Source organism: Aquitalea sp. ASV15, assembly GCF_016429115.1.
GTDB lineage: Bacteria > Pseudomonadota > Gammaproteobacteria > Burkholderiales > Chromobacteriaceae > Aquitalea > Aquitalea magnusonii.
In genome coordinates, this window is sequence record NZ_JAELTZ010000002.1 from 14,866 (window position 1) to 31,949 (window position 17,084).

Sequence of the window (17,084 nt, forward strand, 5' to 3'; positions counted from 1 at the left end):
GCGGCCTTTTGCTTGGCATGGCTACCATTCAGCCCGGCTTGCGCTGATAGTCGACAAAGGCATACTGCAGCCCCTTGTCGCTGGTGAAACTGCTACGCGCCACTTCCTGCCAATCAGCCGTGCTCACCTCCGGGAAACAGGCGTCGCCATCAAAATCGGCATCAATCTCGGTCAGCCGCAGAGCATCTGCCAATGCCATCGCCTGACGGTACAAAACGGCACCGCCAATCAGGCAGACTTCCGCCACACCATCGGCCATCGCCAGCGCCTGCTCCAGCGAATGGGCCACTTCGACGCCATCGGCCTGCCAGTCTGACTGGCGGGTAATCACGATATTGCGCCGTCCCGGCAGCGGGCGGCCAATCGAATCGTAGGTTTTGCGCCCCATCAGCACCGGCTTGCCCAAGGTCACCGCCTTGAAGTGCTTGAGGTCTTCCGGCAAATGCCAGGGCAAGGTGTTGTTGATGCCGATCACGCCATTGCGGGCCTTGGCCGCCACCAGGGTCAGGACAGGCTTGCTCATACCGCCACCGCTCCCTTGATGTGCGGATGGGGGTCGTAGCCCTCCAGCGTGAAATCATCGAAGGTGAAGGCAAACAGATCCGTCACCGCCGGGTTGATCTTCATCTGCGGCAGCGGGCGCGGTTCGCGGCTCAGCTGCAGGCGGGTCTGTTCCAGATGATTGCTGTACAGGTGGGCATCACCCAGCGTGTGCACGAAATCGCCGGGCTTGAGGCCGCACACTTGCGCCACCATCATGGTGAGCAAGGCATAGGACGCGATATTGAAGGGCACCCCCAGGAAGATGTCGGCCGAGCGCTGATACAGCTGGCAGGACAGCTTGCCATCGGCCACATAGAACTGGAACAGGCTGTGGCACGGCGGCAGCGCCATTTCATCCACCAGCGCCGGGTTCCAGGCCGACACGATCAAGCGGCGCGAATCCGGATTGCGCTTGATCATCTCCACCACATTGCTGATCTGGTCGATATGGCGGCCATCCGGTGCCGGCCAGCTACGCCACTGGTAGCCGTACACCGGGCCCAGGTCGCCGTTTTCATCGGCCCACTCATCCCAGATCGATACCCCGTTTTCCTTCAGGTAGCGGATATTGGTGTCGCCGGAGAGAAACCACAGCAGTTCGTGAATGATGGAGCGCAGATGGCACTTCTTGGTGGTGACCAGCGGAAAACCCTGCTGCAGGTCGAAACGCATCTGGTAGCCGAATACCGAGCGGGTGCCGGTGCCGGTGCGGTCGGACTTGTCATGGCCATGTTCCAGCACATGGCGCATCAGGTCGAGGTACTGTTGCATGCTGCCATCCATTCATAAGAATCGGCCGATTGTACCGCAGGCAGCCGCAAATCGTCGCATCGGCCTGTGCTGTATAAACGGCAGGGAGAATACCCATGATGCCAAATCGGACTGGCCGGCCGCCCCCGGCATACGCTACCATCCGCTTTAAAATACAACGTCAGAAAACTGGGGCTCAATGGCAGAAGATTCCGATCTCGAACGGACCGAACCCGCGTCAGCCAAACGGCTGCAAACCGCGCGGGACGACGGCAATATCCCGCGCTCGCGCGAATTGTCCACGTTCGCTATCACCATGACCGGAGTCGCACTGCTGATGACACTGGGCGGCAAGCTGGCCGGTGGCATCATGCTGATGATGAAACAGCTGCTGATTTTCGATCAGCACACGGTGCAACAGGCCGAACCGGCCATCGTCCGCTTCAAGGAAGCGCTGTTCTCCATGCTGTGGCAGCTGCTGCCCATCTTCGGCGGGCTGGCACTGGTGGCGGTGGTCACCCCCATCCTGATCGGTGGCTGGAACTTCACCCTGGCCCCGCTGGAGCCCAAGCTGACCAAGCTGAACCCGGCCAGCGGCATCAAGCGCATCCTCTCGCTCAACTCGGCCACCGAGGCCCTGAAGGCCATCCTCAAGAGCATGCTGATTGGCGGCGTGGCGGTCTGGATCATCTGGCGCGAGCGCGCCGACATCCTGGGCCTGCTGTCCATGCCGCTGGAAACCGGCATCATCAAGATGACCGACATGCTGGTCACCACCTTTTTCACGGTCACCGCCGCCATGCTGATGCTGGTGGTGATCGACGTGCCCTTCCAGCTGTGGAACTACCACAAGCAACTGCGCATGACCAAGGAAGAGATCAAGCAGGAATACAAGGAAATGGAAGGTTCGCCCGAGGTCAAGGGCCGTATCCGCCAGCTGCAACGGGAAGCAGCGCGCAAGCGCATGATGGCAGAAATCCCCAAGGCCAACGTCATCGTCACCAACCCGACCCACTATGCGGTGGCGCTGAAATACGAAGAAGGCATGCAGGCACCGCAGATTGTCGCCATGGGCACGCTGAGGCTGGCGGAAAAGATCATCGCCACCGGCAAGGAGCACAAGGTCACCGTGATGCGCTCACCCAGTTTTGCCCGGGCGCTGTATTTCCATGGCGAATTGGGCCGGGAAATCCCCGCCAGGCTGTATACTGCGGCAGCGCAGATCCTGGCTTATGTCTACCAGTTGAAAGCCTATGAATACAACGGCGGCCTGGCCCCGGTCTACCCTGACCAGCTGGATGTTCCCGCCGACCTTGACCCGGAAAGCAAACGCCAGCAAGATGCGGCCCCGAAAGCGAGACAGTAATCCCGCATGGATAATTTCCTCACCCAGCTGAAGCAGTTCAACATCACCAAGCTGGCCGGCCCCATCCTCATCATCCTCATTCTGTCGATGATGGTCTTGCCGTTGCCGCCGGTGCTGCTGGACATGTTCTTCACCTTCAATATTGCAGTGTCGGTGATTGTGCTGCTGGTGGGCATCAATGTCCGCAAGCCACTGGATTTCTCGTCCTTCCCCTCGGTATTGCTGATCACCACCTTGCTGCGGCTGTCGCTGAACGTGGCCTCCAGCCGGGTGATCCTGCTGGAAGGCCACAGCGGCCCGGATGCCGCCGGCAAGGTGATCGAATCCTTTGCCCACTTCCTGATCGGCGACAACGTTGCCATCGGTATCGTGGTGTTTATCATCATCACCATCATCAACTTCGTGGTGATCACCAAGGGTGCCGGCCGTATCGCCGAAGTATCCGCCCGCTTCACACTGGATGCCATGCCCGGCAAACAGATGGCGATTGACGCCGACCTCAACGCCGGTCTGATCGGCGAAGATGATGCCCGCAAACGCCGCGCCACCATTTCCGAAGAAGCCAACTTCTTCGGCTCGATGGATGGTGCCTCCAAATTCGTACGCGGCGATGCCATGGCCGGCATCATGATCATCGTCATCAATATCGTCGGTGGCCTGATTGTCGGTGTGATACAGCATGACCTGGATGCCGGCACCGCCGCCAAGACCTACACCCTGCTCACCATCGGTGATGGCCTGGTGGCACAGATCCCTGCGCTGATCATCTCCACCGCTGCCGGTATCGTGGTGTCGCGCGTGGGCACCGACAAGGACATGTCGGAGCAGTTCTTCGGCCAGCTGTTTGCCAAGCCGCAGGTGCTGTACATCACCGCAGCCGTCATCGGCATGATCGGCCTGATTCCCAATATGCCGCACTTTTCCTTCCTGCTGATTGCCAGCCTGCTGGCTTTCCTGGGCTGGACCATGGACAAGAAGGAACAGGCGGCTGCCGTGCAGGCCAGCAAACAGGAAGCCCTCGCAGCCACCCCGCCCGACCAGCCCATGGCCGAAGTCAGCTGGAACGATGTACAGCACGTGGACGCGCTGGGACTGGAAGTGGGCTACCGCCTGATTCCGCTGGTGGATCGCAGCCAGGATGGCGAACTGCTGCGCCGCATTCGCGGCATCCGCAAAAAGATTGCTCAGGAACTGGGCTTTCTGGTCCCTGCCGTACACATCCGCGACAATCTGGAAATCAAACCCAATGCCTACCGCATTCTGCTCAAGGGCGTGGAAATCGGTCAGGGCGAGGCTTATATCGGACAATATCTCGCCATCAACCCTGGCCGGGTGAATGGCAATATGCCCGGCACCCCCACCACCGATCCGGCCTTCGGCCTGCCGGCGGTGTGGATAGACGCCAGCAAGCGCGAAGAGGCCCAGCAGATGGGCTATACCGTGGTCGATTCCAGCACCGTGGTGGCCACCCATATTTCCAATCTGCTGCAAACCCACGCGGCAGAACTGCTGGGCCGCGAAGAAGTTCAGGCGCTGATCGACCATCAGGCCAAGGAATCGCCCAAGCTGGTGGAAGACCTGGTGCCCAAGATTGTCCCCATCGGCATCTTGCAAAAGGTATTGCAACAGCTGCTGACCGATGGCATCCATATCCGCGACTTCCGCACCATTCTGGAAACGCTGGCCGACCACATCGGCACCACCCAGGACGTGGACGACCTCACCTCCTCGGTACGGACGGCACTGGCACGGGTCATCGTGCAGCAGCTGTTCCCCGGCGAAACCGAACTGCCGCTGATGACGCTGGATCCGGCACTGGAAAACGTGCTGTCCCAGGCCGTCAACTCCAAGACCGGCGGCGGGCTGGAACCCGGTCTGGCGGAAAACCTGCTGTCCAGCGCTGCACAACAGGCCGAACAAGTGGAGATTCAAGGTTACAATCCGGTATTGCTGACGCCACCGGGCTTGCGGCCGCTACTGGCACGATTCTTGAGAAGGGCTCTCCCACAACTGCGTGTGATCTCGCATAATGAAGTACCTGACAATAAATCCATTCGTATAATTGCGGTAATCGGGGGAAGCAAGGGCTGATAAACAATGGTGGTAAAAAAATTCTTCGGAAAAACCACACGTGATGCACTCAGACAGGTCCGCGAGGAACTGGGTGCCGACGCCCTCATCTTGTCCAATCGCCCGACAATGGGAGGCGGCGTAGAGATCATGGCCGTGGCGGATGCGGATGTCGCCAACCTGGCCACCAATCTCTCCACGCCGGGCAGCAAGCACCCGGCCCGTAACGCGCCGGCAGTCAGCCGTCCGGTACCACCGGCCCCGGTCGCCCCCAGCGCCGCCACCAACCGCGCCATTGCCCGCACCTATGCCATGCCGGTGGAACCGCTGGAAAGCCCGGCACCACCGCGCATCGACAGCCCGGCCCCGCGCCCGCAGCAGCGCATCGAACCGTCACTGGCCGAAACGCCCGCCGTCAATTTCAACGTCAGCCCGCAAACTCCCCCCCCGGCACGGCCGGCGCCGGCCAGCATGGTGCCGGAATCGCTGGTGAAGATGCAGACGGTGGCGGCCGGCCCGGCAGCCAACGGCAACACAGCGCGACCGGCCAAAGCCGCGGCGGAGGATGAAGAGCCGGAGGTGATGGCGCAGGAACTCAAGCAGATCGGCGATGAGATCAAGCTGCTGCGCAGCCTGCTGCAAAGCCAGCTGGCCAGCTTTGCCTGGTCGGACATGGAGGGCAAGACCCCCAATCGCATCGAGCTGTTCAAGCATCTGCTGGGCATGGGTTTTTCAGCCAACCTGATCCGCCAGCTGATCGAAAAGATGCCGGCCCAGTACGAGGGCGACATTGCCATCAAATGGGCACGTTCGGCGCTGATGCACAACCTCAAGTGCGCCGACGCCAACCACGACATCATGGACAAGGGTGGCGTGTATGCACTGGTTGGCCCCACCGGGGTGGGCAAGACCACCACCGTGGCCAAGCTGGCCGCCCATGCCACCATGCGCTTCGGCGCCCAGCATGTGGCGCTGATCACCACCGACAGCTACCGGATTGGCGCACAGGACCAACTGCGCATTTACGGCAAGATTCTGGGCATACCGGTGTTTTCCATCCAGAACGAAGGCGATCTGCAACTGACGCTGGCTGATCTGTCCAACCGCCATCTGGTATTCATCGACACCGTCGGCATGAGCCAGCGCGACGCCCGCGTCACCGGCCAGATCGAAATGTTCCGCGGTGCAGGCCGGCAGGTGGAACGCCTGCTGTTGCTGGCAGCCAATGCCGATGGCCACACGCTGGAAGACGTGGTGCGCCACTACCGCGGCAATGGCCTGGCCGGCTGCATCCTGTCCAAGATCGACGAAGCAGTCAGCATGGGCCCCAGCATGGATGTCATCATCCGCAACCGGCTCAAGCTGTTTTACATCACCAACGGCCAGCGTGTGCCGGAAGACCTGCACTCGGCCAACGCCGCCTTTCTGGTCGACCGCGCCCTGCGCGCGCCGCAACCGGGCTCTCCCTTCAGCCTGCAAGGTGATGAACTGACCATCATGAACTCCGCGCAGGCCAGCTGGTTATGAACAGCCATCTGCAAGACCAGGCCGCCAGCCTGCGCCGTCTTACCGCCCAGGCCAGCCGTGCGCCCAGCTTTGCCTTCATCGGCTCGGACAAGGCCGGGGCCAGCACGCTGGTCACCGAGCTGTCGCTGGGCCTGGCCTATGCCGGCCACCGGCCACTGGTCGTCGACTGCAGCCTGGGACAGGTGCAGGCACGCCGGCTCGGCACGCCCACCACCGCCACCCTGGAAAGCCAGATGGTCAGCGTGGGCGGGCTGGATGAAATGATGACCACCTCGCGTCAGGGCATCCAGCTGATCAACCTGTATGCCCGGCCGGAAGAGCGCGCCTTGTTCTCGGCCCAGCTATGGTTGCGGCTGGGTAGCGAATTCGCCGCACTCGAGCGCGACAGCACGGTATTGATGATCGATGTCCCCGCCACCGCCACCGACCCGGTTCCCGCCAGTGTGGCGGACAACCTGATCCTGGTGCTCAGCCCGGCCGCCGATTCGATGACCAGCGCCTACGCCAACATCAAGCGCCTGTCCGCCGGTTTTGGCCGCCAACGCTTCAATGTGCTGATCAACCGGGCCCGTCATCTGGAAGAAGCACGCGATCTGTTCAACAGGCTGGCTGCCGTGACCAGCGAGTTCCTCAGCGTCTCGCTGCGCTGGGTCGGCTTTGTCCCGGCCGACAATGCCGTACGCCGCAGCCAGGCCCTGCGCCGCCCGCTGATGGAAGCCTTCCCCGACAGCGAAGCCGCCACCGCCTTTTCCCAGCTGGCCGCCGTGCTGCCGCAATGGGACAGCCCGGAAACCGAACGCCACGACACCGGCTTCATGGACATGCTGATAGCCACCTCGCGCGACTGGGCCGAGGCCGATGGAGCAAAACGACGATGACACTGCCGTCCCTACGCCGCAAAGGCTATGCGGGTGCGGTCACCGCCCCGGAAATCGATGTACAGAACCACCTGCCGCTGGTGAAAAAGCTCGCCGGCATGCTGATGGCCCGCCTGCCCGCTTCGGTGGAGATGGATGATCTGGTCCAGGTCGGCATCATTGGCCTGATTGATGCCGCACGGCAGTTCGATCCGTTGCAAGGCGTGCAGTTTGAAACCTTTGCCAGCCAGCGCATCCGTGGCGCCATGCTGGACGAGCTGCGTCGCGAGGACTGGCTGCCGCGCCAGGCAAGGCGTCAGGCACGGCAGATCGAAGACAACATCAACAAGCTGGAACAAAAACTGGGCCGCGCGCCGCTGGAGTCGGAAATTGCCGCGGCACTGGGCGTGGAGCTGGACGACTACCAAAGCATGCTGGGCGATTGCAAAGGGCTGAGCCTGGTGCACTTTGAAGATTTTTCCGATGGCGAAGGCGAAAGCCTGAATGACGCCATCGCCAATATCGAAGACAGCAACGCCCCCAACCCGCTGCAGGTGTTGGCCGACGGCGACTTCCGCCAGGCACTGGTCGACGCCATCAAGACCCTGCCCGAGCGCGACCAGCTGGTCATGGCCCTGTACTACGAGCAGGAACTGAACCTGAAAGAAATCGGCGCGGTACTGGAAGTATCGGAATCCCGCGTCTGTCAGCTGCATACCCAGGCTATCGCCCGTATTCGGGCCAAAATGAAGGAATGGATCTAGCGCGTGTTGACGGTCTGGCACACTGCAGCCCGGCCATCCGGTCGCAATACACCGGAAACCGCGGGTGAAACCATCCGCTTGCTCAGATAAAGATAACGGAATTCCGCGTGGACAAGATCAGCATCATCGCCATCGTCATGGGCCTGACGGCCATCATCGCAGGTCAGGCCATCGAAGGGGGCAATATTGGCTCCCTGCTGCAACTGACCGCCTTCATGATCGTGATTGGCGGCACCATGAGTGCCGTCATGCTGCAAAGCACCCCCAAGCAGTTTGTTGCCGGCATGCGCATGATCAAGTGGATTTTCCAGCCGCCGCCGCAGGACCACGAAAAACTGATCCGCGAAGTGGTGAACTGGAGCCAGAGCGCACGCCGCGGCGGCCTGTTGTCACTGGAAGGCTATGTCGGTCAGCAGAAAGACGCGTTTACCCGTAAAGCCCTGCAAATGGTGGTGGATGGCGCCGAACCCGAGGTGCTGCGCGGGGTGATGGAAGTGGAAATCGGCATGTTCGAACATGCGCGCAAGCAGGCGGCGCGGGTGTGGGAATCGGCCGGCGGCTATGCCCCCACCATGGGGATTCTCGGCGCGGTGCTGGGGCTGATCCACGTCATGGAAAACCTGTCTGACCCGTCCAAGCTGGGTGCCGGCATCGCCGTGGCCTTTGTCGCCACCGTGTATGGCGTCGGCTCCGCCAACCTGTTTTTCCTGCCGGTGGCCAACAAGCTCAAGCATCTGGTGGCCGCCGAGATCGCGCTGAAGGAAATGGTGGTGGAAGGACTGGTGGCCATCGCCAATGGTGAAAATCCACGCATCATCGAAAGCCGCTTGCGCAGCTTCCAGGCCATGCACGAATAAGCGCTAGCCCAGCAACCTGAGACTGCTGCCCTCTGCCGGCTTTTTCAGATAGGCATCCAGCAATTTGTAGGTATCGATGTCAAAGCTCGGCGTCCCGGCCAGCGCTTGTTCGCCGGCGGCACGCGAACCCAGATAGCACCAGCGGTCGAAAACATGTTCCACCGCCACGCCGGTGACTTCGTCGGTTTCCACCACCGCCACCGGCGACGGAAACGGCCAGGGCTTGACCTTGATGCGCGCCAGCGCCTGCATCAAGCGCATATTGTGCTGTGGCGCCGCTTCCTTGCCGATGCAGGCACCGCGGCAACGCCCGCTGCCGATGCCGGCGCAGCCCGCGCCCTTACGGCTGGTCAGCGCCTCCACTCCCAGTACCGACTGACACAAGCCATTGCCATTGGCGATTTCGGCCAATACCTTGCGCGCCTCTTTCGGGCTGCGAAACAGCCCATACAAATCAGCAGTACGGCTGAAATCCAGCTGGTCGGCATAGACAATGGCCGGCCGCATGAACTCGCCCTGGCCATGATCCAGCTGAATCGAGCACAAATCGTTGGCCAGCCGGCTGCGGTGATTGTAAAACGGCTGCAACTCGCGCAGCAGGCGCTGCTCCAGCAGATGTGCCCCCAGCTCGCCCACGGTTTCCTGGCACTCGATACGACGGATAGGCCGCTGTATCGACGGCTCCTTGCCGTATTTGCCATCCTGCGCCAGCTGCGACACCACCTTGCCGCGCACATTGCTGGCCCGCCCCACATACAGCGCAGCGTCCTGTTCGCCCCAGATGGTATAGACGCCGGGCAGATCAGGCAGCTCATCCACCAGCGCCGCATCCACCCCGGGCGGCAGCTCCGGCTGTGCCAGCACCTGCCGGATGGCCTCTTGCACCACCTCCTCGCCCAGCTCGGCCACGGCCGCCTGCAAGAACAGCAACAGCGCCTCGGCATCGGCCATGGCGCGGTGCCGCTCAGGCAATTGCAAGCCATGGCGCTGGATGATGCTGTCCAGATTGTGTTTGAAATGCTGCGGATACAAGCGGCGCGACAGCTTGACCGTGCACAGCGTGGCGCTTTGCAAGCGCAGCCCGACGCGACGGAATTCATTGCGCAAAAAGCCATAATCAAAACGGACGTTATGCGCCAGCAGCAAACGCCCTTGCAGCATGGGCAGCAGCGCAGCCGCGATGTCGGCAAAGGATGGCTGCGCCTGCACCATTTCGTTGCTGATGCCGGTCATGTTTTCGATGAAGGGCGGGATGGGCTGCAAGGGATTGACCAGTGTCTGATAGCGCCGCAGCTGATCGCCATCCAGCATGATCATGCCGATTTCAGTAATGCGGTCGCGGCCGATATGGCCGCCGGTGGTTTCCAGGTCGACAATGGCCCAGGGGATATCAAACAGCATGCAGTCTCGTCGGGCAAAATAATGAGCCGGCACAACCGGCAGGGGATGGATCAGGCAACAAGACTGATCCGCCACGCCATCTTACACGGCCTGCCGCTATTTGCCGAACCGGCTGGCCCGGGTGTGCTGCGACCGGCGCAACAGGCTGGCCCGGCGTTTCGACAGGAAAAGCAAAAAAATATCTGTCGCAGTGTTGACACAAAAAAAGTGAATCTGTATAGTTCGCTCTCTCGAAAGACACAACGTCTTACGAGACAGTGCACCCGTAGCTCAGTTGGATAGAGTATTTGGCTACGAACCAAAGGGTCGGGCGTTCGAATCGCTCCGGGTGCACCACTACAGCGTCCCTATAGTTTAGCGGTTAGAACACCGCCCTTTCACGGCGGTAGCCGGGGTTCGATTCCCCGTGGGGACGCCACTTTGCACCCGTAGCTCAGTTGGATAGAGTATTTGGCTACGAACCAAAGGGTCGGGCGTTCGAATCGCTCCGGGTGCACCAAAGTCCCTATAGTTTAGCGGTTAGAACACCGCCCTTTCACGGCGGTAGCCGGGGTTCGATTCCCCGTGGGGACGCCAGGATTCAGGATCAAGCCCAGTCGCAAGACTGGGCTTTTTCATTTGCGTTGTCATCAGCACGCCCCCTCCCCGCTCTGACGGCCAGACAAGAAAAATGCCACCCGCAGATGGCATGTTGTCCCAGGCACTGCCGCCCCCCCTTTACAGGCGATAGCTGGTGGCCGTCATTACCTTGGCAGTCAGTTTCATCAAGCCCTTCACCGGGGCAGGCAAACGTGCAGCACCATATTCGTGCGCCATGTCGGCATGACGCAGTTCGTCATCGCGCATCTGCGCCACAATGGCACGGCTTTTGGCATCAGCTTCAGGCAGCGCCGTCAGGTGGCTGTCCAGGTGTGCGCCAACCTGATGCTCGGTCTCCTCCAGAAAACCCAGATTCCATTTGTCGCCCAGCAGGCCGGCCGTGACACCGATGGCCAGCGAACCGGTATACCACAAGGGCCCCAGCAGGCTGGGCTGACCACCCAGTTCGCGAATGCGCTGTTCCGTCCAGGCCAGATGTTCCACTTCTTCAAAAGCCGCATGCTGCAATGCCTCACGCGCGGCCGGATTACGCGCAGTCAGCGCCTGGCCCTGATACAGCGCCTGGGCGCAGACCTCGCCACAGTGATTCACCCGCATCAGGCCCATGGCATGGCGCTTTTCCGCCGTGCTGAGTTCTGGCTCTTCCAGCCCGGCATCCGGCCGGGGACGCTGGCTTTGCGCCGGCGCAAACAGGGTGCGCAGACCCTTGTCAAATTCGGTAATCAGCGTGTCAAACATAGTGTTCCCGACTGGTGCACAAATCCGTCAAAGATTATACCCGTGCACCGCACAACACGGCAGCTGCTGATATAATCCTGCAAGAATTTCCATGTAAACAACCACCATTAACAAAGGATTCTGCCTGATGAACCTGGAACTCATCGGCCCGGGCAAAGACATGCCGGGCGACTTCAACGTCGTGATCGAAATCTCCGCCAACGCTGCGCCGATCAAATACGAATTCGACAAAGAGTGGAATACCCTGGTGGTTGACCGTTTCATGGGCACCTCCATGATGTACCCGGCCAACTACGGCTTCGTGCCGCAAACCCTGGCTGGTGATGGCGACCCGGTCGACGTGCTGGTGGTCACCCCCTTCCCGCTGCCGCCGGGCGTGGTGATCCGCTGTCGTGCCCTGGGCCTGATCAAGATGGAAGACGACGGTGGCATCGATGCCAAGCTGGTAGCCGTGCCGGTGGAAAAACTGTGCCCGATGTACAAGTCCATCCAGAAGCTGGAAGACCTGCCGGAACTGCTGCGCGCGCAGATGGTGCACTTCTTCGAGCACTACAAGGACCTGGAAAAGGGCAAGTGGGTCAAGATCCACGGCTGGGGCACCCTGGAAGATGCCAAGACCGAACTGGTGGAAGGCATTGAACGCTTCGCCAAGTAATGACATCGCACAGCCTGCCGTGCAGGCTTGCGTCCGTTACGGACAAAAAAACGCCAGTGCATGCACTGGCGTTTTTATTTGGCTGACCGCATCAGTGATTACGGTAGTCGGCCCGATTGGCGGCAATGCTCTTGCCGGCATGATCATCAGCGGCCTTGCGTTGCGCATCACTCTGACTGAACTGCTGTTCGTACTTTTGCACGACCTCCTTGTCCGGACGGCTGCGGACATCGCTATCGGCCATGGCAACAGCCACCAGCGCATTGGAAACCACAACAGCCAGCATCAATTTCTTCAACATGATTCACTCCATTCGGTTAGCAGGATGCAAGCGGCGTGCTACAGACCAGCAATATGCTTCAATTATTTTGATGACATCATCGGCCAGGTCTGTACAATTAAAACTTCAAAACCGCGTTATTGCTTGCATCGGGTTGGTGAAACAGATATTAAACGCGAGTCATTCCTGTTGATAGCGAAATGATCTGAACATTTCATTCAAAATAATCGAACATGAAAATCTCTCTGGATGCCCTGCTGGTGCTGGATGCCATCGATCGCAATGGCAGCTTTGCCGCTGCTGCCGACGAATTGCACCGGGTCACTTCCGCCGTCAGCTACGTGATCCAGAAGCTGGAGCAAGACCTGGACGTCCAGCTATTCGACCGCAGCGGGCACCGCGCCCGCCTGACTGCCGCCGGACAAATCCTGCTGCGCGATGGCCGCAATCTGCTGGATGCCGCTCGCACGGTGGAACACCGGCTGTTGCAGCAGGCCGCCGGCTGGGAAAGCGAGCTGGTCATCACCATCGGCGACCTCATCCCCTTCGAGCAGCTCATTCCGCTGATCGCCCGCTTCGACCAGCTGAACAGCGGCACGCAATTGCGCTTTACCCGCGAGGTTTTCGGCGGCATCTGGGATGCACTGTATGATGCGCGTGCCGATCTGGTACTGGGCGCACCCGGCCACCCGCCGGCAGGGGACTACTTCTACCGGGAAATCGGCACTATCGATTTTGTTTTTCTGGTCAGCCCGCAGCATGCGCTGGCCAGCGCAGCCGAGCCGCTGTCCGCCCACACCTTGCGCCAGCACCGGATTATTTCGCTGGGCGACACTTCGCGCCGCCTGCCGACACGTACCGCAGGCATACTCAACGGGCAGGATGTGCTGACCGTGCATACACTGGATGCAAAGCTCGCACTGATGACAGCAGGGCTGGGCATAGGCTACCTGCCGCGCATGCTCGCCACGCCCTATCTGCAAAACGGCCAACTTGTGGAAAAATCACTCAAGGAAAAGCGCGGTTGCACCAAGATGTTTTACGCATGGAAAGAAGAGTCTCCCGGCAAGGCATTGGCCTGGTTCATTGACAACCTGGCACTGGCCATCCAGCAACAGCAACTGATCATATAAGGCCAAGCGATGTTTCAGCCTCAGGGCAGCGCTCCTCACCTGCACTGGCTTAGCCAGCGCCTGCAAGCACGCAGCCTGCTGCGCGCCGCTGGCGCACGGCCGGCATGGCTGCCAGGCGACTGGCAAGGCTTTGCTGGGGAGAGCTGCTGGCTGGACCTGGCGGCAGATGACAGCCACCACCTGCTGCAACGCGCCGGGCATTGCCAACAGCACGGGATTGCCTTGCTGGAAGTGTGTGGCCAATGGCTGCCACAAGGAGAGCAGTTCGGTTTCATGCTGCTATGCGGCGGCGAATTGACAGCCACCAGCGAAGCCCGCAGCTGGCTGGATTGCGCCACCCCCCTGGCAGGAGGCTGGCTGCATTGCGGGCCGCCGGGCAGCGCCCGCTATACCCTGCATGTCATCAATGCCATGCGCCATGCCTGGCAACTGGCCCTGCAACAGCTGCCGGCCAATGGCCAACCCTGCAGCATCAACTGGGAAGCGCTCATGCAGCAGCAGAGTGAACTGGCCGACAAGCTGTATTTGCTCTCCGCCGGCTATCTGCAACGCCAGGGGATAGACGCGGCGGCCTGCAGTGCCAGCGAGGCGAGGCACAACTTCGCCCTGCCCGTTGCAGCGCAAAGCCACTTTGCCGCCAATCTGGCCATCCTCATTGTGCTGGCCATGCAACAGCGCGACACCCTGCACAGCATGTTGCAGCAGGTGTTTGCCACGCTGCAGCAGCCTTAAGCAGCCTCAAGTAATATGACAGGCAATAAAAAACCCGCCGAGTGGCGGGTTTTCTGTATCACTGCAACAAATCAGGCAGTCGCAGCAGGCGTAGCCGGCTTTTTGCGGCTTACCGCAGCAGCGGTGGCCTTGGCCTGGGTGCTGGCAGCTTCTACGCTGGCTTCAGCAATTTCGGCGCTGACTTTTTTGGCGGTCTTGGACACGCTTTCGAAAGCAGCGTTGGAGCTGTTAACGAAGGTTTTCAGTGCGGAAACGGCAACATCGGAACCAGCCGGCGCGTTCTTGGACAGACGGTCCAGATTGCTCAGCAGCAGCTTGTTCTGTTCAGCCAGTTGTTCTTCCACGAAGGAGCTCAGTTCGCCCTGGGTGGTCACGGCCACATCGTAAACTTCGCGGGCCACGCTGAAAGCCTGGTCCAGGCTGGGCTGTGCCAGGCTGGTTTGCAGCTCGGCAAAGGCTTTCGGATCCTTCACTTCGGTCAGGGCCTTGAAGTGCTTGGCATTGTTGTCCAGCAGCTTGCGGGTCAGTTCCAGCTGCAGGTTGGCAAAGCGCTCGGCGCCAGCCAGGACGATGGAGGACAGGCGAACGGCTTTGTCGAACTGCGCCTGGCCGAGAGCAGAAAATTCTTGGGTGTTGGTAAACATGGCTACTCCTGGAAATGTCGAAATACAACTCAGCTTTAACAGTCACAACAACCGTTTCGCCGCCAATGCTGCACAGCAGCAAATGTAATTTAACCAAATGGTCGGTACAGGTCAAGAAAATGTTGCACCGCACAATTTCGTAAACAGCTATTTTGTATGTGTTTTTACAACACCAACATTCCAAATGGATGACAGTATCGCGACAATTCCAGCCCATGCGCGGCTGGCTGATTTTTTTGCAACGCAATATGCACAGAAAACCAGGGCCAGCGATTAGTTCACCGGCATTGAAAGGGGGACGGCAAGCCAGTACACTCGCTCCATAGAAGAAATCTATTTATATAAAGCCTACCCATGAGCTCTGCGGTCACCGCCTTTGACATCAAATCTGCCAGCCTGGATCTGCTGGCCCTGATTCTCCGCACGGACAATCCGGAAGAACTGACCACTGCGCTGGAGGCCCGTTTCGGCCCGGCCGGTGATGCCCCGGCCGAAGCCTTCCTGCTGGATGTGGAAGCCCTGGCAGCCGCAGCCGACGCCGATTACGGCCGCCTGCTGCCCATGCTCAGCCGCCATGGTATCCGCGCCGTGGCCCTGCGCCACCCGGACAGCAGCATGGCCGAGGTGGCCAGCCGCTATGGCCTGGCCTATGTACGCAGCAGCACCCCGCCGCGCCAGAACCTGAGCGAGGCCGTGAGCAAGCCGGTGGAAGTGGCCCCCGCTCCTGCACCGGTGGCCGCCATGATCATCGACCGTCCGGTGCGCGCCGGACAGCAGATTTACGCCCGCGGCGGCGACCTGATCGTGCTGGCCATGGTCAGTGCCGGTGCCGAGGTGATAGCCGACGGCAACATCCATATTTATGCCCCGCTGCGTGGCCGCGCTCTGGCTGGTGCACGCGGCAACACCGCGGCGCGCATTTTCGTGCGCAGCATGGAGGCCGAACTGGTCTCCATTGCCGGGGTCTATCGCACTATCGAACAGGCCCTGCCCGAAAGCATCAAGGGCAAGCCTACCCAGATCTATCTTGAAAACGAGCGCCTGGTCATGACCGCGCTTGGCGAATAATTCAATTATCCAAAGGGATTTACCGTGGCAAAAATCATCGTCGTGACTTCCGGCAAAGGTGGTGTCGGCAAAACCACCACCAGTGCCAGCTTTGCATCCGGCCTGGCCCTGCGTGGACACAAGACTGTGGTCATCGACTTTGACGTCGGCCTGCGCAACCTGGACCTGATCATGGGTTGCGAGCGCCGTGTCGTGTACGACCTGATCAATGTGGTGAACGGCGAGGCATCGCTGAACCAGGCGCTGATCAAGGACAAGAATTGCGACAACCTGTACATCATTCCGGCCTCGCAAACCCGCGACAAGGATGCCCTGTCGCAAGAGGGCGTGGAGAAGGTGCTGAAGGAGCTGGCCGACAGCGGCTTCGAATTCATCGTCTGCGACTCGCCGGCCGGTATCGAAAAGGGTGCCCTGCTGGCGCTGTACTTTGCCGATGAAGCGCTGATCGTCACCAACCCGGAAGTGTCTTCGGTGCGCGACTCCGACCGCATCCTGGGCATTCTGGCCTCCAAATCGCGCCGTGCCGAACTGGGAGGCGACCCGGTCAAGGAACACCTGCTGATTACCCGCTACTCGCCGGCCCGTGTCGACAAGGGCGAGATGCTGTCGGTGGACGACGTCAAGGAAATCCTGCGCGTGCCGCTGATCGGCGTGATTCCGGAATCGCAGACCGTATTGCAAGCCTCCAACTCTGGCACCCCGGCCATCCACCTCAAGGGCAGCGATGTCGCCGAGGCCTATTCCGACGTGATTTCACGTTTCCTGGGCGAAGATCGCCCCATGCGCTTCCTGGACGCGCCCAAGGTGGGCCTGCTCAAGCGCCTGTTCGGAGGTTAAACCATGTCCCTAATCGACATCCTGTTCGGCAAGCGCCAGAAGACCGCCGCCATTGCCAGAGAACGTCTGCAGATCATCCTGGCGCACGAGCGCAATGGTCGCAGCGCCCCTGACTACCTGCCCGCCCTGCAACGCGAACTGATGGAGGTGATCTCCAAATACGTGGCGGTCAATCTGGATGACATCAAGGTGCAGGTAGAACGCCAGGATGACTTTGAGGTGCTGGAGGTCAATATCGTCCTGCCGGAGCATCAGCGCTAAA

Annotated in this window: 18 protein-coding genes and 4 tRNA genes; 16 read left to right on the forward strand and 6 right to left on the reverse strand. The window is 60.5% G+C overall.

Going from position 1 to position 17,084, the window contains the following annotated elements; translation table 11 throughout:
* Window positions 1-28: 28 nt before the first annotated feature.
* Window positions 29-523 (reverse strand): dihydrofolate reductase, encoded by a 495-nt coding sequence (locus JHD64_RS00920; protein ID WP_199051976.1) that lies wholly within the window; start codon window positions 521-523, stop codon window positions 29-31.
* Complete coding sequence (locus JHD64_RS00925; RefSeq protein ID WP_059286249.1) at window positions 520-1,314, reverse strand: thymidylate synthase; 795 nt, start codon at window positions 1,312-1,314, stop codon at window positions 520-522. Before JHD64_RS00925 ends, JHD64_RS00920 begins: the two co-directional genes overlap by 4 nt.
* 178 nt (window positions 1,315-1,492) lie before the next feature.
* Between JHD64_RS00925 and flhB the strand changes: the two genes are divergently transcribed.
* The 6 genes from flhB to JHD64_RS00955 all read left to right on the forward strand — a co-directional run bounded on the left by flhB (window position 1,493) and on the right by JHD64_RS00955 (window position 8,734).
* Window positions 1,493-2,659 (forward strand): flagellar biosynthesis protein FlhB, encoded by a 1,167-nt coding sequence (gene flhB / locus JHD64_RS00930; RefSeq protein ID WP_059286247.1) that lies wholly within the window; start codon window positions 1,493-1,495, stop codon window positions 2,657-2,659.
* Between the two features lie 6 nt (window positions 2,660-2,665).
* Window positions 2,666-4,750: a flagellar biosynthesis protein FlhA gene (gene flhA, locus JHD64_RS00935; protein ID WP_059286248.1), complete on the forward strand. Its 2,085-nt coding sequence runs from the start codon at window positions 2,666-2,668 to the stop codon at window positions 4,748-4,750.
* Window positions 4,751-4,756: 6 nt separating this feature from the next.
* Window positions 4,757-6,256, forward strand: coding sequence for a flagellar biosynthesis protein FlhF (gene flhF, locus JHD64_RS00940; protein ID WP_199051977.1), 1,500 nt, complete (start codon window positions 4,757-4,759; stop codon window positions 6,254-6,256).
* Window positions 6,253-7,134, forward strand: a complete 882-nt coding sequence (locus tag JHD64_RS00945) for a flagellar synthesis regulator FleN (protein WP_233170277.1) — start codon at window positions 6,253-6,255, stop codon at window positions 7,132-7,134. The genes flhF and JHD64_RS00945 overlap by 4 nt, the downstream gene beginning before the upstream one ends.
* Window positions 7,131-7,877, forward strand: a complete 747-nt coding sequence (locus JHD64_RS00950; protein ID WP_059287377.1) for an RNA polymerase sigma factor FliA — start codon at window positions 7,131-7,133, stop codon at window positions 7,875-7,877. The genes JHD64_RS00945 and JHD64_RS00950 overlap by 4 nt, the downstream gene beginning before the upstream one ends.
* A gap of 107 nt (window positions 7,878-7,984) precedes the next feature.
* A complete protein-coding gene (locus JHD64_RS00955) occupies window positions 7,985-8,734 on the forward strand; it encodes a flagellar motor protein (RefSeq protein ID WP_199051978.1) in 750 nt (249 codons plus the stop codon).
* Between the two features lie 3 nt (window positions 8,735-8,737).
* Here JHD64_RS00955 and JHD64_RS00960 read toward each other — a convergent pair whose 3' ends face one another.
* Complete coding sequence (locus JHD64_RS00960; RefSeq protein WP_199051979.1) at window positions 8,738-10,135, reverse strand: 3'-5' exonuclease family protein; 1,398 nt, start codon at window positions 10,133-10,135, stop codon at window positions 8,738-8,740.
* Between the two features lie 259 nt (window positions 10,136-10,394).
* Between JHD64_RS00960 and JHD64_RS00965 the strand changes: the two genes are divergently transcribed.
* From JHD64_RS00965 to JHD64_RS00980, 4 genes are all read left to right on the forward strand, one after another.
* A tRNA-Arg gene (locus tag JHD64_RS00965) sits at window positions 10,395-10,471 on the forward strand.
* 7 nt (window positions 10,472-10,478) lie between these two features.
* Window positions 10,479-10,553, forward strand: a tRNA-Glu gene (locus JHD64_RS00970).
* A 4-nt stretch (window positions 10,554-10,557) separates the two neighbouring features.
* A tRNA-Arg gene (locus tag JHD64_RS00975) sits at window positions 10,558-10,634 on the forward strand.
* A gap of 2 nt (window positions 10,635-10,636) precedes the next feature.
* Window positions 10,637-10,711: transfer RNA gene (locus JHD64_RS00980), tRNA-Glu, on the forward strand.
* 141 nt (window positions 10,712-10,852) lie between these two features.
* Here JHD64_RS00980 and coq7 read toward each other — a convergent pair.
* Window positions 10,853-11,473, reverse strand: a complete 621-nt coding sequence (gene coq7 / locus JHD64_RS00985) for a 2-polyprenyl-3-methyl-6-methoxy-1,4-benzoquinone monooxygenase (RefSeq protein WP_199051980.1) — start codon at window positions 11,471-11,473, stop codon at window positions 10,853-10,855.
* Window positions 11,474-11,600: 127 nt separating this feature from the next.
* Between coq7 and ppa the strand changes: the two genes are divergently transcribed.
* Window positions 11,601-12,128 (forward strand): inorganic diphosphatase, encoded by a 528-nt coding sequence (gene ppa, locus JHD64_RS00990; protein WP_059286971.1) that lies wholly within the window; start codon window positions 11,601-11,603, stop codon window positions 12,126-12,128.
* Window positions 12,129-12,219: 91 nt separating this feature from the next.
* Here the strand turns inward: ppa and JHD64_RS00995 are convergent, their stop codons facing one another.
* On the reverse strand, window positions 12,220-12,429 hold the full coding sequence (locus JHD64_RS00995) for a hypothetical protein (protein WP_059286970.1): 210 nt from the start codon (window positions 12,427-12,429) through the stop codon (window positions 12,220-12,222).
* A gap of 212 nt (window positions 12,430-12,641) precedes the next feature.
* Between JHD64_RS00995 and JHD64_RS01000 the strand changes: the two genes are divergently transcribed.
* Entirely contained in the window at window positions 12,642-13,541 is a 900-nt protein-coding gene (locus JHD64_RS01000) for a LysR family transcriptional regulator (RefSeq protein ID WP_199051981.1), read from the forward strand.
* A gap of 9 nt (window positions 13,542-13,550) precedes the next feature.
* Window positions 13,551-14,273, forward strand: coding sequence for a hypothetical protein (locus JHD64_RS01005; RefSeq protein WP_199051982.1), 723 nt, complete (start codon window positions 13,551-13,553; stop codon window positions 14,271-14,273).
* A gap of 71 nt (window positions 14,274-14,344) precedes the next feature.
* Here JHD64_RS01005 and JHD64_RS01010 read toward each other — a convergent pair whose 3' ends face one another.
* The gene (locus JHD64_RS01010) at window positions 14,345-14,917 is read right to left on the reverse strand and encodes a phasin family protein (RefSeq protein WP_059286881.1); all 573 of its coding nucleotides are present in this window, start codon (window positions 14,915-14,917) and stop codon (window positions 14,345-14,347) included.
* Window positions 14,918-15,271: 354 nt separating this feature from the next.
* Between JHD64_RS01010 and minC the strand changes: the two genes are divergently transcribed.
* The 3 genes from minC to minE are packed head-to-tail and all read left to right on the forward strand — an operon-like array spanning window position 15,272 to window position 17,083.
* Window positions 15,272-15,985, forward strand: a complete 714-nt coding sequence (gene minC / locus JHD64_RS01015) for a septum site-determining protein MinC (RefSeq protein WP_059286882.1) — start codon at window positions 15,272-15,274, stop codon at window positions 15,983-15,985.
* Window positions 15,986-16,009: 24 nt separating this feature from the next.
* Complete coding sequence (gene minD, locus JHD64_RS01020) at window positions 16,010-16,822, forward strand: septum site-determining protein MinD (RefSeq protein ID WP_059286883.1); 813 nt, start codon at window positions 16,010-16,012, stop codon at window positions 16,820-16,822.
* Between the two features lie 3 nt (window positions 16,823-16,825).
* Entirely contained in the window at window positions 16,826-17,083 is a 258-nt protein-coding gene (gene minE / locus JHD64_RS01025) for a cell division topological specificity factor MinE (RefSeq protein ID WP_059286884.1), read from the forward strand.
* Window position 17,084: the final 1 nt, after the last annotated feature.